The organism is Nonomuraea thailandensis (genome assembly GCF_024172165.1).
Classification (GTDB): Bacteria; Actinomycetota; Actinomycetes; order Streptosporangiales; family Streptosporangiaceae; genus Nonomuraea; species Nonomuraea thailandensis.
Genome location: NZ_JAMZEB010000002.1, coordinates 1225119 through 1250540 on the forward strand (window position 1 = coordinate 1225119; position 25422 = coordinate 1250540).

General features: G+C 71.1%; 24 protein-coding genes, 4 tRNA genes and 1 pseudogene. 13 read left to right on the plus strand and 16 right to left on the minus strand.

Annotation, left to right across the window (positions count from 1 at the left end; genetic code table 11):
• Window positions 1–65: 65 nt before the first annotated feature.
• From mreC to HD597_RS09810, 10 genes are all read right to left on the minus strand, one after another.
• On the minus strand, window positions 66–803 hold the full coding sequence (gene mreC, locus HD597_RS09765) for a rod shape-determining protein MreC (protein ID WP_253741652.1): 738 nt from the start codon (window positions 801–803) through the stop codon (window positions 66–68).
• Complete coding sequence (locus HD597_RS09770; protein ID WP_253741654.1) at window positions 800–2017, minus strand: rod shape-determining protein; 1218 nt, start codon at window positions 2015–2017, stop codon at window positions 800–802. The genes mreC and HD597_RS09770 overlap by 4 nt, the downstream gene beginning before the upstream one ends.
• A 115-nt stretch (window positions 2018–2132) precedes the next feature.
• Window positions 2133–4001, minus strand: coding sequence for a hypothetical protein (locus tag HD597_RS09775; RefSeq protein WP_253741656.1), 1869 nt, complete (start codon window positions 3999–4001; stop codon window positions 2133–2135).
• Window positions 4002–4194: 193 nt separating this feature from the next.
• Entirely contained in the window at window positions 4195–4626 is a 432-nt protein-coding gene (locus HD597_RS09780) for a nuclear transport factor 2 family protein (protein WP_253741658.1), read from the minus strand.
• 15 nt (window positions 4627–4641) lie between these two features.
• On the minus strand, window positions 4642–7302 hold the full coding sequence (locus tag HD597_RS64350) for a hypothetical protein (RefSeq protein ID WP_276082871.1): 2661 nt from the start codon (window positions 7300–7302) through the stop codon (window positions 4642–4644).
• A gap of 256 nt (window positions 7303–7558) precedes the next feature.
• Window positions 7559–7633: transfer RNA gene (locus HD597_RS09790), tRNA-Val, on the minus strand.
• 5 nt (window positions 7634–7638) lie between these two features.
• Window positions 7639–7709, minus strand: a tRNA-Cys gene (locus tag HD597_RS09795).
• Between the two features lie 15 nt (window positions 7710–7724).
• Window positions 7725–7796, minus strand: a tRNA-Gly gene (locus HD597_RS09800).
• An 86-nt stretch (window positions 7797–7882) separates the two neighbouring features.
• A complete protein-coding gene (locus tag HD597_RS09805; RefSeq protein WP_253741660.1) occupies window positions 7883–8608 on the minus strand; it encodes an SDR family NAD(P)-dependent oxidoreductase in 726 nt (241 codons plus the stop codon).
• A gap of 67 nt (window positions 8609–8675) precedes the next feature.
• Window positions 8676–9875, minus strand: coding sequence for a ferritin-like domain-containing protein (locus HD597_RS09810; protein WP_253741662.1), 1200 nt, complete (start codon window positions 9873–9875; stop codon window positions 8676–8678).
• A gap of 102 nt (window positions 9876–9977) precedes the next feature.
• Between HD597_RS09810 and HD597_RS64355 the strand changes: the two genes are divergently transcribed.
• Genes HD597_RS64355 through hutH form a run of 3 tightly spaced genes read left to right on the plus strand, consistent with a single transcriptional unit; the run spans window position 9978 to window position 12848 of the window.
• Complete coding sequence (locus HD597_RS64355) at window positions 9978–10529, plus strand: hemerythrin domain-containing protein (protein ID WP_308210581.1); 552 nt, start codon at window positions 9978–9980, stop codon at window positions 10527–10529.
• Between the two features lie 44 nt (window positions 10530–10573).
• Window positions 10574–11281 carry an ArsR/SmtB family transcription factor gene (locus tag HD597_RS09820; protein ID WP_253741664.1) on the plus strand — a complete coding sequence of 236 codons (708 nt, stop codon included), beginning with the start codon at window positions 10574–10576 and terminating at the stop codon, window positions 11279–11281.
• Between the two features lie 16 nt (window positions 11282–11297).
• Window positions 11298–12848: a histidine ammonia-lyase gene (gene hutH, locus HD597_RS09825; protein WP_253741666.1), complete on the plus strand. Its 1551-nt coding sequence runs from the start codon at window positions 11298–11300 to the stop codon at window positions 12846–12848.
• On the opposite strand, the gene HD597_RS09830 is transcribed toward hutH, so the two are convergent.
• Window positions 12845–14002, minus strand: a complete 1158-nt coding sequence (locus HD597_RS09830) for a Rid family hydrolase (RefSeq protein WP_253741667.1) — start codon at window positions 14000–14002, stop codon at window positions 12845–12847. The two genes, hutH and HD597_RS09830, sit on opposite strands and share 4 nt — an antisense overlap.
• 58 nt (window positions 14003–14060) lie before the next feature.
• Between HD597_RS09830 and HD597_RS09835 the strand changes: the two genes are divergently transcribed.
• From HD597_RS09835 to HD597_RS09850, 4 genes are all read left to right on the plus strand, one after another.
• A complete protein-coding gene (locus tag HD597_RS09835; RefSeq protein WP_253741668.1) occupies window positions 14061–14948 on the plus strand; it encodes a LysR family transcriptional regulator in 888 nt (295 codons plus the stop codon).
• A 58-nt stretch (window positions 14949–15006) separates the two neighbouring features.
• Complete coding sequence (locus HD597_RS09840) at window positions 15007–15954, plus strand: chorismate-binding protein (RefSeq protein WP_253741669.1); 948 nt, start codon at window positions 15007–15009, stop codon at window positions 15952–15954.
• Window positions 15955–16785, plus strand: coding sequence for an aminotransferase class IV (locus HD597_RS09845; protein ID WP_253741670.1), 831 nt, complete (start codon window positions 15955–15957; stop codon window positions 16783–16785).
• A 206-nt stretch (window positions 16786–16991) separates the two neighbouring features.
• Window positions 16992–17462: a hypothetical protein gene (locus HD597_RS09850; protein WP_253741671.1), complete on the plus strand. Its 471-nt coding sequence runs from the start codon at window positions 16992–16994 to the stop codon at window positions 17460–17462.
• 16 nt (window positions 17463–17478) lie between these two features.
• On the opposite strand, the gene HD597_RS09855 is transcribed toward HD597_RS09850, so the two are convergent.
• A complete protein-coding gene (locus HD597_RS09855) occupies window positions 17479–18867 on the minus strand; it encodes an LVIVD repeat-containing protein (RefSeq protein ID WP_253741672.1) in 1389 nt (462 codons plus the stop codon).
• 109 nt (window positions 18868–18976) lie between these two features.
• Window positions 18977–19141, minus strand: coding sequence for a hypothetical protein (locus tag HD597_RS09860; protein ID WP_253741673.1), 165 nt, complete (start codon window positions 19139–19141; stop codon window positions 18977–18979).
• Between HD597_RS09860 and HD597_RS09865 the strand changes: the two genes are divergently transcribed.
• Window positions 19140–19568, plus strand: coding sequence for a DUF305 domain-containing protein (locus tag HD597_RS09865; protein WP_253741674.1), 429 nt, complete (start codon window positions 19140–19142; stop codon window positions 19566–19568). The two genes, HD597_RS09860 and HD597_RS09865, sit on opposite strands and share 2 nt — an antisense overlap.
• Window positions 19569–19692: 124 nt before the next feature.
• On the opposite strand, the gene HD597_RS09870 is transcribed toward HD597_RS09865, so the two are convergent.
• Window positions 19693–20109 (minus strand): SsgA family sporulation/cell division regulator, encoded by a 417-nt coding sequence (locus HD597_RS09870; RefSeq protein ID WP_020547189.1) that lies wholly within the window; start codon window positions 20107–20109, stop codon window positions 19693–19695.
• 476 nt (window positions 20110–20585) lie between these two features.
• On the opposite strand from HD597_RS09870, the gene HD597_RS09875 reads away from it, so the two are divergent.
• Window positions 20586–20657, plus strand: a tRNA-Val gene (locus HD597_RS09875).
• A 458-nt stretch (window positions 20658–21115) separates the two neighbouring features.
• Here the strand turns inward: HD597_RS09875 and HD597_RS09880 are convergent.
• Both HD597_RS09880 and HD597_RS66695 read right to left on the minus strand, forming a co-directional pair.
• A complete protein-coding gene (locus HD597_RS09880; protein WP_253741675.1) occupies window positions 21116–21928 on the minus strand; it encodes a hypothetical protein in 813 nt (270 codons plus the stop codon).
• Between the two features lie 50 nt (window positions 21929–21978).
• Window positions 21979–22209: pseudogene (locus tag HD597_RS66695) on the minus strand (tyrosine-type recombinase/integrase); the annotation flags it as partial.
• Window positions 22210–22695: 486 nt separating this feature from the next.
• On the opposite strand from HD597_RS66695, the gene HD597_RS66700 reads away from it, so the two are divergent.
• From HD597_RS66700 to HD597_RS09895, 4 genes are all read left to right on the plus strand, one after another.
• Window positions 22696–23022: a DUF6011 domain-containing protein gene (locus HD597_RS66700; RefSeq protein WP_372513363.1), complete on the plus strand. Its 327-nt coding sequence runs from the start codon at window positions 22696–22698 to the stop codon at window positions 23020–23022.
• Window positions 22934–23122 (plus strand): hypothetical protein, encoded by a 189-nt coding sequence (locus tag HD597_RS09885; protein WP_253741676.1) that lies wholly within the window; start codon window positions 22934–22936, stop codon window positions 23120–23122. The genes HD597_RS66700 and HD597_RS09885 overlap by 89 nt, the downstream gene beginning before the upstream one ends.
• The gene (locus HD597_RS09890) at window positions 23119–23331 is read left to right on the plus strand and encodes a DUF2283 domain-containing protein (protein ID WP_253741677.1); all 213 of its coding nucleotides are present in this window, start codon (window positions 23119–23121) and stop codon (window positions 23329–23331) included. The genes HD597_RS09885 and HD597_RS09890 overlap by 4 nt, the downstream gene beginning before the upstream one ends.
• A gap of 506 nt (window positions 23332–23837) precedes the next feature.
• Complete coding sequence (locus HD597_RS09895; RefSeq protein WP_253741678.1) at window positions 23838–25247, plus strand: WD40 repeat domain-containing protein; 1410 nt, start codon at window positions 23838–23840, stop codon at window positions 25245–25247.
• Window positions 25248–25422: the final 175 nt, after the last annotated feature.

A 25422-nucleotide genomic window follows, 5' to 3' on the forward strand; every position in this document is an offset into this window, starting at 1 on the left:
CTCCGGCTCCACGCCGCTCCCGGCTCCCGGCTCCACGCCGCTCCCCGTTCCCGGCTCCCGGCCGCTCACCGCTCCGGCTCCGGCACGATCACCGCGACCGGCCCGAGCGCGGACAGCCGGGCCGCGGGCCGCACCAGCGCCGTACGGCCGGCCGCGCCGGGCGTGCTCTCCAGCACGGCGACCGTCCCGATGACCACCCCCGCCACGTACGGCCGCCCGCCCGCCGACCCCAGCGTCACCACCTGATCGCCCACCGCCAGCGGCGCGTTCGGGTCGAACAGGCTCAGCCGCAGCCCCTCACCCGGCACCCCCGTCACCACCCCGAGCTCGCCCGAGCCCGTCACCCGCGCCCCGATGGACGAGCCGGCGTCGGTGATCAGCGAGACCGAGGCCGTCGAGGCCCCCGCCCAGGTGACCTTGCCCACCAGGCCGTCGGCGTTCAGCACGGTCACGTCGCGCGCGACGCCCGAGGAGGCCCCGGCGTCGATGGTGACGCTCGGGCCCCTGCCGAACCCGACCACGTGCGCCGCCACCCCCTGATGCCCGGCGGGCACGTCGAGCCGCGCCACGGACCGCGTGCCGGACGACAGCAGCCGGGCACGCAGGGCCGCGTTCTCCCGCTCCAGCTCCCGCAGCCGCTCCTCGCCGCCGAACGCCCTGCCCGCCGTGGCCACCGCGCTCTCGACCGCGCCGTACACGCTCGCGCCGGCCTCCCGTACGGGGGCCAGCGGCGTCAGCGTACGGTCGATCACGACGAGGAGGACGGAGGCGGCCAGGACGAGCAGGACGAGCGCCCGCCTCACCGCCGGGACCAATCGGGCAGCAGCACGTCGCGCATCGCCTGGAAGCGCTCCACGCAGCGGCCCGCGCCCAGCGCCACCGAGTACAGCGGCTTGTCCACCAGCCGGATGGGCATGCCGGTGGCCTCGCCCATGCGCTCGGGCAGGCCCCGTAACAGGGCGCCGCCGCCGGTGAGCACGATGCCGTTGTCCAGCAGGTCGCCCGCCAGCTCGGCCGGGCACTGGTCGAGCGTCGTCTGCACCGCGTCGATGATGGCCTGGACCTGGTCCTCGATGGCCTCGCTGATCTGCTCGGCGGTGATCGTGGCGGTCTTGGGCAGGCCGCTGACGAGGTCGCGCCCGCGTACCGGGGCGGAGGTCCTCAGGTCGAGGGTGCGCGGCGCGGCGTCCGGAGCCGCGCTCTCGGGCTTCGGCTTCGACCGGAAGGGGTTCCAGCCGCGCGGAGCCGGCGGCGGTTCGGCGAGCTCGTCGCCGGCCGGTTCGAGCGGCCCGTCCTGCGCGGGGCCGGTGAGGCCGGCGCGGTGCCGCCCCACGGGGTCGGCGTCGGGCACGGCGGGCCTGACCATGCCGAGGTCGATCTTCAGGCGTTCGGCGGTGCGCTCGCCGAGCAGCAGCGCGTGCTCCTTCTTGATGTGGGTGACGATGGCCTCGTCCAGCTCGTCGCCGCCGACCCGCACCGACTTGGCCACCACGACGCCGCTCATCGAGACGATGGCGACCTCCGTGGTGCCGCCGCCGATGTCGACGACCATGTTGCCGGTGGCCTCGCCCACCTTCAGCCCCGCGCCGATCGCGGCGGCCATGGGCTCCTCGATGATGTGCACCCGCCGCGCGCCCGCCTCGTACGCGGCCTCCTTGACCGCTCGCTGCTCGATCGAGGTGGTGCCGCTCGGCACCGCCACGACGATGCGCGGCTTGGCCAGGAACCGGCTCGGGTGCGCCTTCTGGATGAACAGCCGCAACATGCGCTCCGCCGCGTCCAGGTCCGCGATCACGCCGTCCTTCAGCGGCCGGATCGTGGCGATGTGCGGGGGAGTGCGGCCGACCATGCGCTTGGCCGCCTTGCCGACGGCGACGACGGTGTTCTTGTGCAGGTTGATCGCGATGACGGAGGGCTCGTTCAGCACGATGCCCTTCCTGCGGACGTAGACCAGGGTGTTCGCCGTACCGAGATCGACGGCTATGTCATGACCGAGAAGAGCCCATGCGAATGCCATGGCCGCACAGCCTTTCCGACCGGGAAGGGCAGGGGGACACTGCCCGCATTGGCGCTGCCCGCAACACGGCTGGCCACAAACGCGATATGTCTGTAGCTGTGACTGTTCGCGCTGGTCAGCCGGGGTCGTACGAGCAGCGCAGACCGGTCCGCACGGTCGCCCGCAGCTCCGCGCCGATGACGGGATCGGCTATCGCGACCCGATCCACGGCCCGCCTGATCGCCTTGCCGACCGCCGTGCGGGCCCGCTCCTCGCTGCCGCCGAACGTGCGCGGCCGGCCGCCCAGCCCGGCCGCCGCGGCCAGCTCCGCCACCAGCCAGTCACGCTCGGCCCGCCGCTGCTGCGCCTGCTGGGGCTGGTGGTTGGCCGCCAGCTCCGCGATCTCGGCGTCGAGCTGCGCCAGCCGGTTCCGGTACGCCCGGCCCGCCGGCCCGTCCAGCACCCGCTGGGCCGGCGCCTGCGCCGGCACGGAGTCCGGCGTCCCCGCTGCCAGGTCCGCGGCCGGGATCTCCCTGCCGGGGTTGGCCAGCAACGCCGCCAGGTGCAGCATGCCCACGCAGTGGTCCACCAGCGCGGTCCGCGCGCCCAGCTCCACCCGCCACCGCGGGCCCGCCTGGCGGCAGGTGACGCGCTCGGCCACGTGACGGGGCACGTGCATGCCGAGCGTCCCGGCCTCCTGGTCGGCCAGCGCGAGCTGCCTGCGCGCCCCCTCGTCCCTGGGCCCGTCGCGCAGCGCGAGCGCCTGGCCCAGCCGCGAGCGTGACAGCGCGACCGCGGGCCAGTGGCCCAGCGCCAGGTTCTCGTGGACGGCCCTGCGCAGGTGCGTGACCGCCAGGTCCAGGTCGCCGGTGGTGATCGCGGCCACGCCCAGGCTGTGCCGGGCGGAGCCGAAGCAGACGATGCCCGGGCTGGTCATGACGGGCAGCGCCGCGTACGGGGCCAGCAGCGCCGCCGCCCTGCCGGCGAGCTCGGCGTCGCCCAGCAGGTCGGCCGCCTCCACGATCGCGTACATCGACATCAGCCACGTGCTCGTGCGCGGCCGGTCGGCCAGGACGCCGCGGCGCAGCCGGGCCAGCATGCCCTCGGCCAGCCGCCGGTCCCCGGCCACCGCGGCGGCCACCGCCAGGCCCGCGTACGGGGAGTCGTCCACGGCGGGCAGCGTGGGCGAGTTCAGCAGGCCGGTCAGCAGGGGGACGAGCTCGCCGATCCGGCCCTGGTACCAGCGGATGGCGGCGAGCTGGCGGACGTACCAGCCGGGCGCGTCGTGGTCGCCGGCCGCCAGGCCCCGCTCGTAGCAGGCGGCGGCGCGCTCCTCGGCGTGCTCGAACCGGCCGCCCCGGGTGCTCAGCATCACCTCGATCGCGCCGACCACGAACTCGATCGCCTGCTGCCCCTCGCCGTCCAGCGCGCCGCGCAGCTCGCCCAGGGCCCGCTCGGCGTGCGGGTCGGCCTCCAGGAGCAGGTCCACGGTGCGCCACAGCAGGCCGATGAGCAGGTCCGAGCGGCGTCCCGTACGGGAGGCCACCCCGATCAGCTCCCTGGCCAGCTCCGTCCGCCGCGCCCCGTCGTCCGGGCCGAGCATGCAGTGGTGCGCCAGGCTCAGCGCCTCGGCCAGCGCCACCGGGTCGCCGGCGGCCCTGGCCTCGGCCACCAGCGCCGTGACCGTGTCCTGGCCGCCCGTGCGGTAGTCGTCCTCGGCCGCCAGCCTGATCCGCAGCCGCAGGGCCAGCGGCGAGCCCGGGTCGAGCCGCGCCAGCGCGTCCCGCTGGCGCACGCGCACCGTCGCCGCCGCCGCGGCCGTGCGGTGCTCGTGCACCCACATCCCGCCCAGGCCGAGCGCCGCCCTGGCGAGCGCGTCGGCCTCGCCCCGGTGCGCCGCCTCCGCGTAGGCGTTGTCGAAGCGTTCGCGTGCCCGCCGCATGTCCCCCTTGACGAGCAGCGCGTGCTCTCCGTCGAGGAGAGTCCACTCCAGTGTCTCGATCACTGGCCTTACCCCCGTGGCAGCCGGAATACCTGGCGCACCCATGGGGTGGCGGGCCTCCCACCGCTCCGCTTCCCCGGCCGATGAACCATCGGGTGAACAACCTTGGAGACGGCTCCCGACCGTCGTCCGGTTCAATTCCACCTCAATCCGGAAATTTTCGGAACCGAATAAGCGGAGGGAGATTTCCGGCATTTCAGCACACAGTGCGCCAGGCCTGCTCCTCCACCAGCTCGGTGCTGCGCCAGCCGTCGGGGGTGCGGCGCATGCGGTGATGGTAGTAACCGCCGCCGTGCAGGAAGCCCTCGGTCCGCGCGGCCACCATCTCCCGCGTCGGGGCCAGGGTGTCGGTGAAGGGCGCGCTCACCAGGGCCTCCCCGTCGTGGAAGTCGATCCGGGCGGCGCCGATCAGGTGCAGCCTGGCCGGCCAGTGCACCAGCACCTCGGCCAGCCACGCCTTGACCTCGTCCCTGGTGCCCGTGATGCCGCCGGAGGAGCTGTAGTCGATCACCGCGTCCTGACAGAACACCTCGTCGAGCAGGTCCCACTGCCCCGAGTCGATGGCGTACGTGTACCGCGCCAGCAGGCCGGTGATCTCTAATCGGTCGGCGAGCTCCTGAGTGTCCATGGGTTGATCGTCGCGCTAAGAACGCCGGATGACCAGGCCGCTCAGCCGCTCGTCCGGCACCCGTGCCGTGAACGGGGCGCAGGGGACGCAGAAGTAGTCGCGGCCGAACGTGAGCTCCACGGCGCCCGGGGCGAGGTTGACCAGCAGGCGGTGGCCGTCCACGCTCACCGTCCTGGGATCGTGGCCCTCGGGGGCGAAGGGCCGTACCGCCTCTGCCAGCAGCCGCCGTCCCGCCGGGGTGAACGCGGCCGGGGTGAAGACGTCCCGGACCGTCAGCGCGCGGCCCTCGCGCCGGTCGTAGGTGACGGCGCGGCCGAGCTCGCCTGTCAGCGCGTACCGGACGGAGACGATCCAGGCGTCGTTACGGACGAGCACGTACGAACCGGTCAGCACGGTCGGCGCCTGCATGGCCCCGTGGTCCAGCGGGCCGGTGAACGCGGCCCCGGAGGCGAGCGGTCCGGTGGGAGCGGGGACAGGGGTCTGGGGGCCGGTGGGAGCGGGGGCCTGGGCCTGGGCCTGGCGGTGCCGTCGCAGCGCCTCGTCCACGTACGCCCGCACCGGCGCGACCAGCGCCGCGTTGACGCGGGCCGCGTCCGGCGCGCCCGCGGCCCGCGGGTAGGAGACGTCGACGGTGAGCCCGGCCGGCCGCTCCCGCCACCCGGCCGTGCCGATCACGAGCGGCGCCCGTTCCCGGCCCGCGAGCACCAGCGGCGCCACCGCCACCAGGGCCAGCACCACGCCTCCCGCCGACAGCGCCCTGCGCCGCACCGTGACCGCCGCCCCGGCCACCGCGAACGGCCCGGCCAGCAGCCCGAGCTGCAGCCCCGCGGGCGTGCCGAGCCCGGCCGCCGCACCGGCGAGCACCGACATGCCCCACACCGTCAGCCACGCCGCCCAGCGGCGCTCCCGTAGGTTCACCCTCGCCAGCCCCGCGTAGACCAGGGCCGCGAGCAGCACGAGATAGGCCGGCCCGGTCAGGCCGTCCACCGGCACCCCTGCCGGCAACACGGGAAGGACCAGGAACAGCCCGCCCGGACCGGACCCCGCCACCTCGCCGGCGTCATGCATCCCGCCGAACCCCTGGACCGCGCCCGCGACCACGGCCAGGACCAGCGCGCCCCCGGCCGCCCTGGCCGCGACGAGGGCGCGCTCCCTCCTTTCCGGCACGTGCTCGCGCACCTGCTCCTTCCACGCCCGGTACTGCTCGGCCAGCTTCCCCCACGTCTGCCCGTCCTCCAGCTCCACGACCCGGACGAACCGCGCCACCCCCACCTGCGAGTGCACGATGAACAGCACCGCCCCGAACACCGGAGCCGCGAACACCGTGAACCAGGCCGCCTCCGCCGCGGGCCAGATCCCGGCGGGCCGCCCCCCGGTCACCGCGAGGCCCACCAGACCGCCCACGTTCCACGCCAGCCCGGCGGCCAGCGCGAGCGCCGCCACCAGCACCGGATAGGACGACACGGGAAAGACACCGGCGAGCTGCCCGCGTACCGCGACGTACACGAGCACCGCCGCCGCCACCGCGAACACCGCGGGGATCGCCCATAACCACACCAGCGCGACCCGGCCCAGCGCCGGATCGGGCGGGGCGAGCAGCGCCACCGCCCGCACCGTCACGGGCGTCTCATCGTCGTACGTGCGCCGCGTCAGCAGCGGGAAGCGCGAGGTCACGGCCAGGCAGAAGTACGTCAGCGCGACGGCCGCCCCCGCCACCACCAGGCCCCACCGCCGGTCGGTCCGCACGGCGTCGGCCGGGCCCGGCGCTCTCTCCGTGGCGGGCAGCAGCCGTTGCACCCCGGTCGCCGCCACCGCGAGCACCAGCGGCGGCAGGGCCGTCTGCGCGGGGGTGGCCACCAGCACCGCCGTCAGATCGCTCAGGTACTCGGCCATCCACCCGGTGCCCAGCGGCGCGGCCAGCAGCAGCTCGCGCATGCCGTGATCGATGGCCACGACGGCCGCGTACACGACGGGCGCCACCGACAGCGCGATCCACGCCAGCACGAACGCCCTGCCGGGCCGCCCCTCCACGGGCAGCCGCCGCCGCAGCGCCTCCTCCAGCGACGCCGCCGCGACCGTCGCCAGCACCACCGCCACCTGCTCGAAATAGCTGAACGACAGCGGCAGCCAGCCCAGCAGCGGCAACCGTTCGCGCAGCAGCACGCTCCACACCACCGACCACCCGGCCGCCAGGCACGGCAACACCCACGCACGGGGCCTGAACGCCCGGCTCCGCTCCCGCCCGGCGGCGGGCAACACCCGCGTCGCGGCCATCGCCACCGCCGCGGCCGGCAGGGCGATCGCCATCCCCCAGGCGGCGGCGTCCCCGACGTAGGGTCCGAACGGCAACCGGTGCCCCCGCGCCCACACCAGCACGGCCAGCACCCCGGCGGGCCCGCCCATCAACCCCCAGCACACGAGCAGCCCGACCCGCGACTCCCCGAACCCGGCCCACCTGTACGCCAGATACGCCCCGCCGGTCAGCATCACGCTGAACAGGACGAGCGTCACGCCCGTGCCCGCCGCCCGGCCCTGCCCCATACCGGGGAACACCAGCGCCGCCGCGACGGCCCGCTCCACCAGGAACGCGCCGACCGGCGGCAACGCGCCCAGGACGGCCAGGCCCAGCGCTGAGCCCGCGGTGGCGAGCAGAAAAGTCCGGGTCGTCTTCACCACGCCCTGTCATGTGCCCGCCACGACCCGCGCCCGCACCGCGGTGACCCGGAACTGACCACCGCGCCAGCCCCCCGCCTCCGCGAGGTCGCATGACCGGCCCCCGCCGGCCCTCCAGCAACAGCAGCGCCCGCCCCGGCCCGCACCCCGCAGCTCAGGCGTGACGCTGCGGTCTGTGGCCCGGTGCGGCTCGTGCTTCGGAGACCTTCCGCCCAGGGAAACACGAAGGCCCTGGCTGATCAGCCAGGGCCTTGAAGTGTGGTGGACGATACTGGGATTGAACCAGTGACCTCTTCCGTGTCAGGGAAGCGCTCTCCCGCTGAGCTAATCGTCCTCGCGAGGTGGCGACGGGATTTGAACCCGTGTGGACGGCTTTGCAGGCCGCTGCCTCGCCTCTCGGCCACGCCACCGAGCCGGAAGCTCCGAGCGGAAGACGGGATTCGAACCCGCGACCCTCACCTTGGCAAGGTGATGCTCTACCACTGAGCCACTTCCGCATCCACCCCGTGGCTTTCACCCGGGGCGACGAGAGAACTCTAGCGAATCCTGGCCCAGTCCCCAAACTGGAATGTGCCCACCCAGGTCACGTGTGCCCGCCGTTGACGGTGACGCGCTGGCCGGTGACGAACGCGCCGCCCTCCGAGGCGAGGTACGACACCGCCGCCGCCACGTCCTCCGGCATGCCCATCCGCCCCAGCGGCACCTCCTCCCGGTACGCGCTCTCGTCCAGGCCCTCGTGCCGCTCCACGGGGATCCAGCCGGGCGCGACCACGTTCACCGTGATGCCGTACGGGCCCAGCTCCCTGGCCCACACCTCGGTGAGGGCGTGCTGGGCGGCCTTGGCGGCGGTGTAGGCGGAGGTCTCGGGCAGCTTGCGGTCCACGATGTCGGAGCCGATCTGGATGACGCGGCCGCCGCCCCGTTCCCGCATGCCCGGCAGGACCGCCTGCACGAGCAGCGTCGGGCTCTTGACGAAGAACGTGAGCTGGTCGAGGTGCGCCTGCCAGGTGAGCTCCTCGACCCCGGCGGCCGGCTGCGGGCCTGTCGCGTTGGCCACCAGCACCCCCACCGGGCCGAGCCGGTCGGCGACGGCGGCGACCAGGCCCTCGACGGCGCTCTCGTCCGTGATGTCGGCGGCGAACGCCTCGGCGACGCCGCCCGCCGCGCGGATGGAGCCGGCCACCTGCTCGGCTCCGGCCCGGTCCGAGCGGTAGTTGACGGCCACGGCCAGGCCGTCGGCGGCCAGCCTGCGGGCGACGGCGGCCCCGAGGCCCCGCGATGCGCCGGTGACGAGCGCGACAGTTGTCATGGGGCCAGACTCTAACCCGGCGGCGATGAGCGGCCGAGCCGCAGGGCCCCTCCGAGCCTGGCGGCGATCAGCGGCTGAACTGCAGGCCGGCCGGATGCGGCCCCTCCGTCTCCAGCCGGTACTCGCGGCCGGAGATCGCCCGGTTGTCGTCGATCACGCGCTCCGACGCCGGCTTCTCGCCGCCCATCACGGCCTCCTGCATCCGGGTGAAACGCTCGTGCGCCTCCCGCACGTACCCGGTGCCCAGCGTGGTGCAGTCGATCTGGGTGGCGAGCAGCTCGCGGATGTACCCCTTGTTCGGCTCGAACGTCACCGGCGGCGGCAGCGCGGGAGCGAGCACCTGGTCGGGATCGCGCCCGTCGAACCGCTTGAACAGCTCGGCGGCCAGCCGCAGGTGCTCCAGCTCCATGTTGAGGTGCAGCTCCCAGATGTTCTTCACCTTGGGGTCGGACTCGGTCTCCATGAACGAGTAGTACAGGTAGCACTCGTTGTACTCGTGGTTGAGCAACTGCTCCCACAGGCTCTCGCCGGGGTCGACCAGCGACTCGTAGTGGGTGACGTGCTCCTCCTCCACCATCCCGATCTCCTGGTAGAGCTGCCGGGCGATCGGCTCCATGTACATCGGCCCGACGTTCATGTAGAAGTTCATCGTCTGCTGCTCGGCCGACATGATCGTCAGCGCGTGCAGCCGGGACAGCGGCTCGGTGACGCTGCGCTCGTAGGGCTGCCGCACGTTGTCCATCGGGTCGCGGTGGTGCAGGTACGTGGGGCGGCCCGGCATGACCTCGGTCAGGTTGTCGACGATCTTCTCGGCCTTGCGGTGCTCGATCATCTCGTACAGGTTGGCGTACCGGTAGAGGTGGTCGAAGTCCTCCAGGACCCCGAACTGGTAGGCCTGCCGCAGGTAATCGTCCGGCTCCATCCGGGCCACCCAGGCGGTCAGGTCCACCGCCACCTGCTCGTAGGCGATCGTGGTCTCCAGCACCGACGACGATCCCGGCAGCAGCCAGTTGACCGCCTTCTGCTGCTGCGCCTCGATGTAGCGCACCCGGGCGAGCTGCCGCTTGATCTCCAGGTCGGGGCAGTGGCGGGCGAGCTGGTGGCTGAACAGGACGGCCTCCACCTCGATCCCGTTCATGGTGATGATCCGGCACCGCGTGTACGGATCGGCGTGGTCCGGGTCGATCGGCGTGACGTTCAGCTCCCGCCAGTCGCGTAGCTGCTCGTCCAGCGGGATGCCCCGCTGCTGGAGTGGGTCGAAGGCCATGTCGCTGCGCGTACCCGGGGCCTTCGCGGGCAACTCTCCGCGTTCGGTCCGCGTTCGGTAAGGCGGGGCGTGCCGGGGGCGGGCCCGGGTACGGGCGCTGACGTGGCTGAACAAGATGTCATCGAGCTCCTGGTGGCCCAGCACGGCCGGATCAGGGATCTGTTCGACGAGGTGGAGCAGGCGCCTCCCGACAAGGTGGCGGACGCCTTCGACCGGCTGACGCGCATGTTGTCCGTGCACGAGACGGCCGAGGAGGAGATCGTCCACCCGTACGCGCGCAGGAAGCTCGACAACGGCCACGGCGTGGTGGCCGACCGGCTGACCGAGGAGAACAGGGCCAAGCGGCTCCTGCTCGACCTGCACAAGAGCGGCGTGGACCATCCGCAGTTCTGGGACGGCCTGGCCGCGCTGCGTACGGCCGTGTCCGCGCACGCCCGCAGCGAGGAGCGCTACGAGTTCGCCAGGCTGCGCGCCCGCACCTCCGCCGTGGAGCGGCGGGCGATGGCGGCGGCGGTGCGCGCGGCCGAGGCGCTCGCGCCGGTGCGCCCGCATCCGGGGACGGAGTCCGCGACGAGGAACCTGGTCATGGGGCCGCCCCTCGTGGTCATGGACCGGGCCCGCGAGCTGATCAGGAAGGCGCTGGGCAAGCGCTGACCCTTCGTCACGCGTCGAAGGGTTCCCGTACTAGCGTCGCAGGTATGGAGCACATCGCCAGGGATGCCGACATCGCCCCCGTAGCCGCGCTGATCGCCGACCCCACGCGGGCCGCGATGCTGACGGCGTTGCTGGGCGGGCGGGCGCTGGCCGCGGGGGAGCTGGCCAGGATGTCCGGGGTGAGCGCGGCCACCGCGAGCGCCCACCTGGCCAAGCTGCTCGACGGCCGGCTCGTGGACGTCGTCCGCCAGGGCCGCCACCGCTACTACCGCCTGGCCGGGCACGAGATCGCCGAGGTGCTGGAGGTGCTGGCCGGGATCAGCGCCCGCCCGCCGGTGCGCTCCCTGCGCCAGTCGCGGCAGGCCAGGATGCTGGAGGAGGCCCGTACGTGTTACGACCACCTGGCGGGGCGGGCCGGGGTGGGGCTGCTCGACCGGCTCAGGGAGGGCGGCTACTACGACGGGCAGGACGTGACGGAGGCGGGGGAGCGGCTGCTGTCGCGGCTGGGCGTGGACGTCGCGGGCGCGCGCCGGTCGAGGAGGCGCTTCGCGCCGGAATGCCTCGACTGGACCGAGCGCCGGGCGCACCTCGGCGGGGCGCTCGGCGCGGCGATCACGGAGGTGCTGTTCGAGCGGGGATGGTACCGGCGGGGGAGCGTGCCCAGGGCGGTGCTCCTCACGGACGAGGGCAGGGAGGGGCTGGCCGAACTGTTCTCCGGTAAGGGGCTAACATCGGTTACGCCGGTTACCTGAACGAGAGAGACGCACCATGCGCGACAACGGAGTCGTGAACGTCGGTCCGGAGCCCCTGACCTTCGACGACGTCATCAGGGTGGCCCGCCACGGAGCCCCCGTACAGCTCACCGACGATGCCATCGCCGCCATCGCGGCAGCCCGCCAGCGGGTGAACGAGCTGGCCGAGAGCCCCGTGCCCGCGTACGGCATCTCGACCGGGTTCGGCGCGCTGGCCACCCGGCACATCGATCCGGCGCTGCGTGCCCAGCTCCAGCGCTCGCTGGTGCGCTCGCACGCGGCTGGCAGCGGGCCCGAGGTGGAGACCGAGGTGGTGCGCGCGCTCATGCTGCTGCGGCTGAGCACGCTGGCCACCGGCCACACCGGCATCAGGCCGACCACGGCCAAGACCCTGGCCGCGCTGATCAGCGCGGGCATCACCCCGATCGTGCACGAGTACGGCAGCCTCGGCTGCTCGGGCGATCTGGCTCCGCTGGCGCACGTGGCGCTCACGCTCATGGGCGAGGGCGTCGTACGGGACGCCTCGGGCACCGTGCAGCCGGCGGCCGAGGCGCTCAAGCAGGCGAGGATCGACCCGGTCGAGCTGGCCGCCAAGGAGGGCCTGGCGCTGATCAACGGCACGGACGGCATGCTCGGCATGCTGATCCTGGCCATCGACGACCTCACCAGGCTGGTCAGGACCGCCGACGTGAGCGCCGCGATGAGCGTGGAGGCGCTGCTGGGCACCGACCGCGTGTTCGCCCCCGAGCTGCAGGCGCTGCGGCCGCACCCGGGCCAGGCGCTGTCCGCCGCGAACATGACGAAGGTGCTGCGCGACTCGGGCATCATGGCCAGCCACCGCGACCCGGCCGCCTGCACCCGCGTCCAGGACGCCTACTCCCTGCGCTGCGCGCCCCAGGTCGCCGGCGCGGCCCGCGACACGATCGCGCACGCCGCCACCGTGGCCGGCCGGGAGCTGGCCAGCGCCATCGACAACCCGGCCGTGCTGACCGACGGCCGGGTCGAGTCGAACGGCAACTTCCACGGCGCGCCCCTGGCGTACGTGCTGGACTTCCTCGCCGTCGTGGCCGCCGACCTGGCCTCGATGTCGGAGCGCCGCACCGACCGCTTCCTGGACGTGGCCCGCAACCACGGCCTGCCCGCGTTCCTGGCCGACGACCCCGGCGTGGACTCCGGCCACATGATCGCCCAGTACACCCAGGCCGCCATCGTCTCGGAGCTGAAGCGCCTGGCCGTGCCCGCCAGCGTCGACTCCATCCCCAGCTCGGCCATGCAGGAGGACCACGTCTCCATGGGCTGGTCGGCGGCCCGCAAGCTGCGCAGGTCCGTCGACGGGCTCACCAGGGTGCTGGCCGTCGAGGTGCTCACCGCCGCCCGCGCGATCGACCTGCGCGCCCCGCTGGAGCCCGCGCCCGCGACGGCCGCCGTGGTCCGGGCGCTGCGCGAGACCGTGCCCGCGCCGGGCCCCGACCGGTTCCTGGCCCCGGAGATCGACTCGGCCGTGCGCCTGGTGGCCGAGGGCGGCGTGGTCGCGGCGGCGGAGACCGTCACCGGCCCGCTGGACTAACCCGGCAGGGCCACGATCAGGTCGACCTCCAGCAGCAGCCCCGGCATGAACAGCTTCGACACCTCGACCGTCGTGCTGGCCGGGGCCGTGCCGGTGATGTACTTCCTGCGCACCCGCCCGTACGCGGCCCGGTCGTCCATGTCGGTCAGGTACGTCCTGATGAACGCGATGTCCTCGAACGTCGCCCCCTGATCGGCGAGGATGCGCGAGATGACCTGGAAGACGTGCTCGGCCTGGGCCTCCATGGAGCCCTCGCCGACGATGTCCCCGTGCTCGTCGAAGGCGGCCTGCCCGGAGACGTAGAGCATGTCGCCCACGCGCACGGCGTGCGAGTACATGCCGTTCGTGGCGGGGATCGCCGAGAGGTTGAGCGGCACCGCCCGGTGGCCGCGAACGCCTGCCGCGTGCTCCGCGATCGCCGTCAGGTCGCGCTCGCCGAGCCCCGCCGCCCGCGCCTCCCGCAGCCTCGCCCGCGCCGCCGTGGCCATGGTCGCGCCGTCCCACGCCCCCAGCTCCAGGTCCTTCGTGGCGTGGGCCAGCGAGTAGCGGGTCTGCTCCGCAGGCACGCGCAGCCGCTCGGCCAGCACGCCCAGCGGGGTGCCCGACAGCACGTCGATCAGCGCGCCGCGGTCCACGCCGTGCGCCTGGCCGTACGCGAACGTCTCGGCCAGCAGCACCTGGGCCGGCACGAGCGCGCTCATCACGGCGATCTTCATGGCCGCGCCGGACCCGAGCGGCCCGCACTCGCGCACCGTCCCGAACACCGACAGCACCTCATGGCATCCCCGCACGTCGCCGCCGGCCAGCACGGTCAGCGTGCCCTCGGCGGCGGGGCCCACGCTGCCCAGCACCGGCGCGTCCACCAGCCCCACCTCCGGCGGGAGCAGCGTCCGCAGCTCGTGCACCGCCTCGGGGCCGATCGTGGACATCTCCACCACCGTCGCCCCCGGCCGCAACCCCGGCAGCGCCGCCGTCAGCACCTCGCGCACCGCCGCCGGGTCGCTCAGCATCGTGATGACCAGATCCGCGCCGTCCACCGCCGTGGTCACGGGCACCCCGTCGGAGCGCCGCCACGTCGTCACCTTGTGCCCGGCCGACACGAGCCGCCAGGCCATGGGGGCGCCCATGCGCCCCTGTCCGAGAAATGCGATCACGTGCTTCAGTGAACACCGGTGCAAGGCATTCCACCACCGACTAGATTGCATGGCAGCCATGCATGATACGAATGCCTTTGACACCGGGACGTTGCGGCTCTTCGACGAGGTCGCCAGGAGCGGCTCGTTCACGGCCGCCGCCGAACTGCTCGGATACACCCAGTCGGCGGTCTCCCGCCGCGTCGCCGCGCTGGAACGCGCCGCCGGAGGGCCGTTGTTCGAACGGCTGGCCCGCGGCGTACGCCTGACACCCGCGGGCGCGGCCCTGCACCGGCACGCCGTCGCCGTGCTCGACCGGCTCGAACGCGCGGGCGAGGAACTGGCCGCCATCCACCGGGGGCACGGGGGCATCCTGCGGGTGGGCTCGTTCGCCACGGCCAACATCGATCTGGTGCCGGGCGCGCTCAAGCGGTTCCTGGAGCGGCGTCCCGGCGTCGAGCTGCGGCTGACCGAGGGGCTCAGCGCCCGGCTGATGGAGCTGCTGCACGCCGGGGCGCTCGACGTGGCCGTGATCAGCGACTACCCGGCAGGGCTGCCCGGCGAGGGGGCGTGCACGGTGCCGCTGAGACAGGACCGGCTGCTGGTGGCGCTGCCCGCCGGTCACCGGCTGGCCGGCGAGGCCGACGTGGACCTGCGCGACCTGGCGGGGGAGCCCTGGATCGAGGCCGCGCCGCGCGGCCAGCCGACGCTGCTGGTGACGGCCTGCGCGGCGGCCGGGTTCACGCCGCGCGGCGGGGCGCGGGTGGCGGAATGGTCGGGCAAGTTCGGATTCGTCGCCGCGGGGCTCGGGGTGACGCTGGTGCCCGAGCTGGCGGCGCGGGCCGTACCGGCGGATCTGGTGCTCAGACCGCTCAGGGGTACGACACCCGCACGCCAGGTCTACGCGGCCCTCCCCGAAGCGCCACTGCCCGCCGCGCTGGAGCTGGTCGAGATGCTGGGAGAATAGAGGTGTGTACGACGGATACGCCCACTTAGGCGGCTTTCTCGCCAGCGGGTTGCGCGATGTGACCTCAGACCTCGCCGCGCTCGACGGTCAGGGCTGGTGGGCCGTCGTGGTCGACTACGAGGGCAAGGTGACGTGCGCCCGGTTCGACCGGGTGCGCAGGGCGCCCCTGCCCGCACCCGCCGCCTCCTGGCACGGGCCCCGTCCCGGCCAGTGGGTCAGCTCCCTCGACCAGGCCGCGTACGAGCGCGGCGTGTGGGCCATCCGCGACTACATCGAGCAGGGTGAGGTCTACCAGGCGAACCTTTGCCGCATCTTGACCGCGCCCGTGCCGCGTGACGCCGACCCGCTCGCCCTGGCGGCCAGGCTGGCGGCCGGCAACCCCGCCCCGTACGCGGCCGTCATCGACATCCCCGGCCTGAGCGTGGTGTCGGCCTCGCCAGAGCTCTACCTGTCGCGTGACGGCGACGTCGTCGAGTCCCGGCCGATCAAGGGCACCGGCGCGACCGCCGGCGACCTTCTCGACAAGGACTACGCCGAGAACGTCATGATCGTCGACCTCGTCCGGAACGACCTCGGCAGGGTCGCCGCCGTCGGATCGGTCGAGGTGCCGTCGTTGTGCGCGGTCGAGGAGCACCCCGGGCTCGTCCATCTCGTCTCCACCGTGCGGGCCCGGCTCGCGCCGGGGGCGGGCTGGCCGGAGCTGTTCGCGGCCACTTTCCCGCCCGGATCTGTCACGGGCGCGCCGAAATCGTCGGCTCTGCGCATCATCAATGAGCTCGAACCAGCACCTCGCGGCCCGTACTGTGGGGCGGTGGGCTGGGTCGACGCCGACCGAGGCAGGGCGGCGCTGGCCGTAGGCATCAGGACATTCTGGATCTCCGGCAGCGAGATCCGGTTCGGCACGGGAGCGGGCATCACCTGGGGCAGCGATCCCCGGCGCGAGTGGCTCGAGACCGAGCTCAAAGCAGCCAGGCTCATCTCACTGGCATCCACAGGAGGAAACTGAATGAACATCCCTGTCTGGGTCAACGGGGAGCTGATCGACCCCGCTCAGGCCACCGTGTCGGTCTTCGACCACGGGCTGATGGTCGGCGACGGCGTCTTCGAGACCATCAAGATCGTGAACGGCGAGTCGTTCGCGCTCACCCGGCACCTCGACCGGCTCACGCTCTCCGCCCAGCGCATGGACCTGCCCGACCCCGACGTCGACGCCATCGCCGACGGCATCACCAAGCTGCTGGAGGTCGCGCCCGCCTGGGCGCTCGGCCGCATCCGCGTCACCTACACCAGCGGCCCCGGCCCCCTCGGCTCCGACCGCGGCGACCAGGGCACGACCTCCGTCGTCATCGTGGACGAGCAGAAGCCGTTCCCCGCCACCGCGAACGTCGCCGTCGTGCCGTGGCCGCGCAACGAGCGCGGCGCGCTGTCGGGCGTCAAGAGCACCTCCTACGGCGACAACGCCAAGGCCCTGCTGCACGCGAAGAGGCGCGGCGGCGGCGAGGCCATCTTCGGCAACCTCGCCGGCGACCTGTGCGAGGGCACAGGCTCCAACATCTTCGTCGTCCGCGACGGCCGCCTGCTCACCCCCACCCTCAAGTCGGGCTGCCTGGCCGGCGTCACCAGGGCACTGGTGCTCGAATGGTGCGGCGGCGAGGAGAGCGACGTGCCGCTGTCCGCGCTGTACGAGGCCGAGGAGGCGTTCCTCACCTCCACCACGCGCGACGTGCAGCCGATCAAGCTGGTCGACGACACCGAGCTCCCGGTCGCCCCCGGCCCGATCACCACCAAGGTCATGCGCGTCTTCGCCGAACGCTCCGCCGCCGACCTGAACCCGTGAGCCTGCGGTTCCGCTGATCCCGAGTCCTCCTTCCCCGGCCGCGAGGCCGGGGGACAACGGGCCGCCCTATATTCGCCCTACATTTTCCGCGTTCGGCTCCGGGCTTTCTGCAGGCGGCGTTACGCTTCTCGCGCCGAATCGCCCGAACCTGATGTGAGTTCGTTATGAGTGGGGATGGCGGTACACCAGTGCCGCCGATTTCAAGAATGGGCGCGATCGTCACCGTGGAGCGCGTGCTCGCGCGCACTCCCGCACTCGCCGTCCTGCTGCCGCTGATCCAGGCCTACGACGTCGGCTGCCTGCTGAGCTTCGACGTCGTGGCACGTAACGCCGCTGCTCCACGGGGGCTGGCGGTCCAGCTCGACACCGCGTTCTCCGGCGAGGAGAGCACGTCGCTGCACATCTCGCTGCGTTACCCGGGCGGCGTCGAAGTCGTTTCCGGCGACGATCGCCATTGCGCGCCGCCGTGCCTTTCCTGGTTTCCCGGAGGGGTGCGGTGCGATGCCGCTCACACCCTTTATCAGATGCCCCTGTGGCTGTTTCCGCTGCCGCCCGCAACGGATTTCCTGCTCACCCTGGAATGGCCGTGGGCCCGCATCGGGCCCACGGCCATCACCCTGGACGGCGCCGCCATCTCCAGCGCCGCCTCCCGCTCGGCCCGGTGCTGGCCTGCCTAGGAGGCGGTGAGGCGGGCTAGTAGGACTTCTGCGTCTGCACGTTGAAGTCGTCCATCTTGACCTGCTTGGCCGGATCGGTCAGCGGGTCGGTGATCTGCAGGACGTCCAGCCCCTCGGTCATGTCGCTGGAGAAGATGTAGCCGTTGTAGTAGTAGGCCGACCAGGAGCCCACGACGCCGCCGCCCTCGTACGGGCCGCGCTCGAAGAAGCCGATCTCCTTCGGGTTCGCCGAGTCGGTGAAGTCCCAGATCGACACGCCGCCCTGGTACCACGACTGGACCATGATGTCCTTGCCGTCCACCGGGATCAGGGAGCCGTTGTGGGCCACGCAGTTCTCGTTCGGCTGCTGCTCGCGCGGGATCTTGAAGTAGCCGCGCCGCTCCAGCTTGTCGCCGACCACGTCGTAGACGGCGTTCGCGCCCTTGGTGGGCGGGGTGTTGCGGTCGCAGGTGGCCTGGCCGCCGCCGCCCAGCTCGTCGCTGAACACGACCTTCGTGCCGTCGTTGTTGAACGTCGCCGAGTGCCAGATCTGGAAGTTCTCCAGGTCGGTGAGCTGCTGCAGGACCTTCGGCCGGACCGGGTCGGTGATGTCGAGCAGCACGCCGTCGCCGAAGCAGGCGGCCGCGGCCAGCTTCTTCTCCGGGTAGGCGGTGATGTCGTGGCAGCCGGAGGCGAACTCGGAGTGCTGCCGCTCGGGGAAGATGTCCGGCTTGGCCACGACCTTGGCGGACGCCGGCGACTTCACCGGGATCTCCACGATCGAGATCAGCTCGTGCGGCGCCGGGCAGGTCTGCGAGTCCGGCTCGGGGCCGGGGGAGGAGACGTAGACGTACAGCGTCTCACCGGCGGGCACCATCGTGTGCGTGTGCGAGCCGCAGTCGGTCTGGACCGCGCCCACGTACTGCGGGCTCTTCTTGTCGCTGACGTTGAAGATCCGCAGGCCCTCCCAGTTGCGCTCGTCGTCGCCGGAGTCGCACTCCGGGCCGCCGCGCGGTTCGTCGATCGACAGGATCAGCAGATCCTGGTAAATGGTCACGTCGTTCTGTTGTGCCGGGCAGGACACCTGGCTGACGAGCTGGGGCTTGGTCGGGTCGCTGATGTCGAAGATCGAGAATCCGCCGAAGTTCCCCACGTAGGCGTAGTCGCCCTGGAACGCAAGATCGGTACCGAGATCGCCCTCGCCGTCGAACGGAGCCGTCCGAGGCACGTTGGCGATGTGCTTGACGTTGTCGCTCGTCATCACGCCGCCGGGAGGCAACGTGGCGGGCGTGCCGGCCGCGGCGCTGGTCTCCTGCGGAGAGGTCGCGGGTGTCGGCTCCTCGGTGGCGACCGGCCCCGCGGCGCACGCGGAGGCCAGGAACAACACCGTACACAGCAACACTCCGCGCAACTTGGCAGAGATCAACGCGCATCCCCCTTGTCTAGTAGCCCACTATGGAAGCTATGTCAGGAGGTTATGGGCCGCGTACGGTCTTCATCACAGTTATGACGACATTTGCCCTTACCGCCTGCTCTCAGCAGCCCGCCGAGCCGGCGGGCTCGTCGCCCGTGGGCACGGGGGCGCCGGTCATCGTGCCGGGCAGCCCGGGCACGCCGGCCCGCACGGCGACACCGGGGGAGCGGGTCGGTCCGTCGCCGTCGCCCACGGTGGCCGCGGACGTGCGGTTCGCGGAGGGCATGATCCCGCACCACCGGCAGGCGCTGGAGATGACCTCCATGGTGGAGGCGCGCACGAGCACGGCGACGATCCGCGCGTTCGCCCGCCAGATCACGGCGGCGCAGAGGCCGGAGATCAAGGCCATGACCGCGTGGCTGGCGGAGCTGGACCGCTCGGTCCCGGACGGGCATCGGCACGAGCAGGGGGCGAGCTACGGGATGGCGACGCAGGAGGAGCTGAACGCGCTGCGCGCGGCCAGGGGCACGGTCTTCGACCGCATGTTCCTGCAGCTCATGACCAGGCATCACGAGGGGGCGGTGAAGATGGCGGGGGAGCAACTGGCCGGCGGCCGGGACCAGCGCATGCGGATGATGGCCAAGGACGTGTACTCGGGGCAGAGCATCGAGATCGCCCGGATGCGCCAGATCCTGGAGTCACTCCCGGCCTAGACGCCTGCCTCGCCCATCGGGCCGTGGCGATGACGAAGGGGAGGCTCCGCCGGTGGCGGAACCTCCCCTTCGCATAACTGTGTCCGGCCCCCTGGGGATCCGGACTTCTCCGCGCCTGTGCCGGCTAGGACGGCCAGAGCATGTTGGTCAGCTCGGCGTCCAGATCCATGAAGTCGGTCTCCCGCCCGGCGGGCACCTTCTCGTAGGTCCGGTGGAGGAACTCGGTCAGCGGGGCCAGCGGCACCTCGAAGAGCGCCTGCCCGAAGGGCGATGTGAGGCTGATGTGCAGGGTGCGCTCGCCGTCGGCGCGCGCGGGCCACACCTGCACGTCGCCGTCGCCGACACGCCTCACGATGCCCACGGTGAGCAACTCGCGGGCAAAGATCCACTCGACCGGCTCGTCGTTCCCTACGTGGAAGGCCATGCGGATGGCGTACGGATCGTCGGCTGTGTAACTCAGTCCGGCGAGCAGGGGGACGGTAGTACGGTCGGGGACCACAAGCCGAAGGCCAAGCTCGGCGGAGACGGTGGTGCTGTTCATCGTCAGCCAAACCTTTTCGTCGTAGGTCCCCTCTACGGGGCTTTCACTGCTCTGACGGACTTCGTCCTGAGCTATGACGCGGAACGAAGAAACCTGTAGGAAAGATTCCGCTCCCAGGGCCTTCTGTAACGCACATCACAGCTGGACATTTAGGCATCTACCAGGCTAAACGGCATCAATCGGGTCGTATTTACAAGGGTTTTGCGTGCTGTGGAGCCTGCCCCGGACGCCCCGTCCATGAACGTTTCTCGCCAAAAGATCATGGCCGATGCCTTCCGGGACACGACGATGGTATGCCACCCGCCCGCCGTGCCGATGGGCAACCGCCGCGTTTCACCCGAATCCCTCTGACCCGCCACCGTGGCCCGGCCGGGCCCGGGCCGCACAAGATCGTCGGGGAGGGCAATCGGTTCGCCGTAGGTTCCGGAGTGCGGTATGGTTTTCCACGTCGGCACCGCAAGGGAGCCGGCGAGGGCGGGCGATTAGCTCAGCGGGAGAGCGCTTCGTTCACACCGAAGAGGTCACTGGTTCGATCCCAGTATCGCCCACCGCACGTCAAGGGCCGGTTCTCATCAAAGAGCCGGCCCTTTCGCATGTCTGCGATGTCCGATTCTGGGAGCAGAATGGGAGTGATCAAGAAAGTGCAGTCACCCTGACGCTGAATCAAAAGAATCTTCCGCGCGCCGAACCGGGGACCCTAGACGCACACGAGACGACCGCCGCCGTCCACCTAGGCGCGGCGTCAACGGCGCCCGCAACGACGCCACCGACTCCTTTCGATGCGGCTCCAGCAGTCGATCAAGCAGTCCCACCGGCGACCGCCGCGGCAAACCAGCCTTCGCCCAGCAACGCTCGAGGTCGGCCCGCTGAATCAGCGCCGACTCCAGCCGCTGCTGCTGAGTCGCCACGTCCTGAACGAGATGCCCCATACGCTCGTCCCGCATGATGTCCGGGATCCGGTCCTCGGCCATCCACGTCTGCTGAGCATGCCGCAACCAGTGCGTCGTCAGCCCTTGCCGGATCGGCAGCCACACCGCCACGGGCGTGTCCACAGGCAGGACCTTGTGTGACCGGCCTCGCTCCACGATCCGCAGAGGCTCGAACGGTGCCCCTTCTCCGCGGCGGGCCACGGATTCACAGGGACACCCGCCCATCCGTGCGACGAGTCCACCAGCACCCGGCATGGCCGGACGTGGATCCTTCCCGCCCAACCCGGCCACCAGCCATCGGCAGCAGGGCGGACATGGCGGCGTGCCGCGTTCGAGCGCCGCAGATGCCCGCCTCCCGGGCCGAGCATCAGGTAGTCGCCGCCCGTGCACCATGCCGGGTCGCCCGGCTCTCGCCTTCTCGGCTTGCATGTGCAGCGGCGGGCCTTCATCCCGGCGAGCAGGTCAAGCAGCAGCGGAGGCAGGTCCACCGATCGGAGGGAGCCGTCCTTGGGGATGCCGCGATAGAACCGTCCGTCGAGCTCGAACAGCTTCTCGCGGACGTCGAGCGCCCCTTCGTCGTTCAGAAAGTCCGGGCCGAGCGCCAGGGCCTCGCTCCACCGGACGCCCGCGAACGCGTACAGCAGCTCCCGCACGAAGTCGTCGTCCTGGCCGCTGAGAATCGCCCTGCGCTCCGCATACACCAGCACCTCGAAGGGCGTGGGTACATCCTTGGACCGCTGCTTGGCCTGAGCCTTCTCCACCCGCCGCAACCCGCGCCGCCCGCGCGCCTTCTCCTTGGCCGCTGGGTTGTGCTGGATCCGGTGTGGCACCGCCGAACCGAGACAGGTCGACAGGGTAACCCGAGCGTCTTTCGCGGTCCGCGGCGACAAGCCCTGAGTCTGGACCAGACCTCTCTCCCACGCGCGACCTCTTCACGGGCGATCGTCGCCATGGCCCGTCCCTGAAAGTGCGGGATCGCGTGGCACTCGAGGTGGTATCGGTAGTTCGCCATCGTGGACGGCTCGAGGTCGAGATCGCCGTACCAGAGGTTCGCCCACTCCGCGAACAAGATCTGTCCTGCTCGCGGGTTGACGTAGCGATTCGCCCTCACCTCGGCTTCCTTGTCCTGCCAGTACTTGTCGGCGGCCTTCTTCGTGAGGAAGCCCGACATGCTGTCGATCTTGCCGGTTGGGGTCTCGCCAGCGCGAGCGCCAGAAATCGCCGCGTTTCTCAGACCAAGGCCGACTACATCTGGTACCGCCGCTACCAAGCCGAGGGCATCGATGGCCCGCGCACACGCTCCAAGCGGACCTACAGGGGCCGAACCATGGTCGACGGGCGTTATCGCGTCATTGACGTTCTCCCGGAAACACGCCAATGGCGGGAGATGCAGACAACGCCGCAGTACCCGGCCTTGCGCGAGCTCGATCCCGCTTCCGTCCCCCAGTACATTCACGGCAATGGCACCTTCATGTGGGGGCTATGTAGGCGCCGGCGGTCTTGGCGCGTCCGCAGCCATCCTGTCCGACGCGCTGGGAGAGCCGCCGTCCGAGGGTATGGTCCAGGATTTCTGCGTTCAGGTCGTGGCGTTGCTGGGCGGTCAAGCCGGGAGTCCCTGGCTGCTGAGCTGGCGGCTCGTTGTCCGATGGGTGCAGGCATGGCAGATGAACCAGCCCTGATCGTTGGCCTCGACGACGAGTCAGTTGTGGGGCAGGCGCCCACAACTGGGCGTTGCCGCTGCTGCCGTCACAAGCTCCTCGACCCCGTGTCCCTCGCTTACGGGATGGGGCCAGACTGCCGGAAGCGGTTGGGCACCACCCCACGCAAGCCTGTACGGCTCAACGGCCCGCTGTGGAGGACACTGCGATGGACAGGCCAATCTCCTGGAGGAAGCCATGATTACCGTGTACGTGACGGCTCAGGGCGACAAGTACCACTCCGCCCCGGACTGCATCGGGCTTACGTCAGGCCAGGAAGGCGGTGAGGTGCAGGACTACAACCTGAACCCGATCGTGCCGAAGGATCTGGAAGAAGCCGCCAAGAAGTGGAAGCCGTGCAAGCTTTGCCGTAGAGGAGCAGCATGACGTTGGAACGCCACTCAGGGGAGTGGACGTACGACCCTGAGGCCGGAGCCGCCTACGTTTACCTCCGCGGCCCCGTCCCGGCCGGCGGAGCGGCGAGAACGGTCCCGGTGGACGCCCTGGTGAACCTCGACTACGACCCTGAGGGAAGAGTGATCGGCATCGAGATCATCGCCAAGTGGCCTGAGGCTCCGGAGGAAACGACACCTTGAGTACGACGCACCAGTGTGCCCGCCCCGCAACCGCTCAAGCGGAGCAGTGGCGCTGCCCGGACTGCAGTCTCCTGTGGGAGCCTCTCCCCGCCGCACCGGTCTCGCCCGTCAGCAAGGGGCCATGGAGACTCTTGGCTGGCCGTCTCGCGGCAGGAGCACGCATTGCACAGATGGCCGCCGGCTTTGTCCTGCTGTGGGCGATCGGGGCTCGTACGGCGGCCGTAGCTTTGACGTTAGGGGCGCTTGCCATCTGGGGCTGCGTGTGGGCGTGGACGAAATTCCGCAACAGGCAGGCGAGAAGCTGACAGGAGAGATGCCCACCTGCACGAACGTGGCATATTTGACCTTGAATGCGAAGGCGGCCTCCTGCCACGAACGGGAGATTGCCTCGATCCCGCAACGGCTATGACGCCATCGACGAGTCATGCGCTGGTCTGTAGGGGACTTGGCATGACGTCCTGAGACGCCTCTGGATCATGGGCGCCCGTCCGGCTAATGTCGAACGGGTGTTCCCCTCGCTGATCCAGGAGGCCCTTGTGCTCTTTACGCGACGGTTACCCAGCACCGCCCCGCCCAGGCAAGGGTTCACGCGCCTTACCCGCCGCCTCGCCATCTTGTGCGGAACCGTCACTCTGGTCGCCGGTCTCGCCGTCTCGCAAGCTCCCGCGGCTATGGCCGCCGACTCACTCACCCCCCTCGGCCATGTCGCAGTCACCAGCGACATCGCTGCCGCGGCCGGCAAGGTATTCGTCGCCCTGGATGACCGGATCGTCGTCGCGGACACCCAAGGCGTCGTCACTGGGAACATCACCGGCTTGGCCGAAGTGAGGGATCTCGTCACCAACCCGGACGGAACCCGGCTCTACGCGGCCCTTAGAGGATCGCACGAAGTGATCGAGATCAACACTGACGACCTCGCCATCCTCCGGCGGATCGGCCTGGGCGCGTACCAGTGCCCGAGCCGGCTCGCGATGAGCGGGCACCGGCTTTGGGTCTCCCACGGCTGCCCTTGGAATAGTTCCGGCGGCGCTCTTGGCCTCGACCTGTCCGTCCCTGCCCCGCAGCCTTCCGTCGTCCCGGCAGGCAACCTCGCTCAAGCGCCACGGATCGCTGCCGCAGGGAGCACGCTCGTCGTGGCGGACTTCTGGGACCTGCGGGTGTACGACCTCCAAGACGGCGTTCCCGCGCTGCGTGGCGCGATAGACGCCTACGATCACGGGTTGTCGAACGGCTGGGGCCAGATCGCACTCACGTCGGATGGCGCGACAGCGATCACCACACCGGGAGCTGTGAACGACTTCGACGCCTGGGACCTGACCACCCTCACCAAGTCCCGCTCCTATGGCAAGGAAGAGGGCACTCTAGGCTACGGGTCGCCCACGATCAGCCCAGACGGGAAGCAGGTTGCCGTCACCCGAGGAACCGACGATGTAGAAGACGCACCGCTCGTGCTGTTCGACTTGAACACGGGGGCCGCGGTCGAGACGTTCGACCAATCTCTCGTCGCGATTTACGACCTCGTCTTCTCCGGATCTGACCTGTTCGCCGTCATCGAGAACACCATAGACGGCACCTTTCATCTCTGGCGGATGCACGGTGCCTCACTTCCGCCGTGCAAGATGACGTTGACAGGGCCGGACACGTCAGGGCGGTTCAAGAAGACCACCTTCACTGGCCGGCTCACCCGGCCGGACGGCACCAACCCTGGCGTCCAGACGGTCACGGTAAGCCGCCGCCCGTGGGGTGAGAGCAACTTCGAGCCGCTGCCGGACGTCACCACGAACGCCGATGGCACCTTCACCTTCAGCAACGTCCCCGGGGTCGAGACGCAGTGGACTTACAAGGCCTACTACGACAACACCGCAGACAGTCGAAGCTGCAGCGCGACCAAGGTGGTCGAAGTTTCCGGCTGGTGATCCCGGTCGTCGATGAGATGAAGAACGCGAAAGCGGCTCTCCGCCCCACGGAGAGCCGCCCCCGACCCACTACGGAAATCCCTCGCCCGCCACCGTCACCATCAGTGGTCTCCCGTGAGCGTACATTCGGGGAGGCCGAAATGTTTGACCACATCTGCCCAGGCCGTTGCAATGC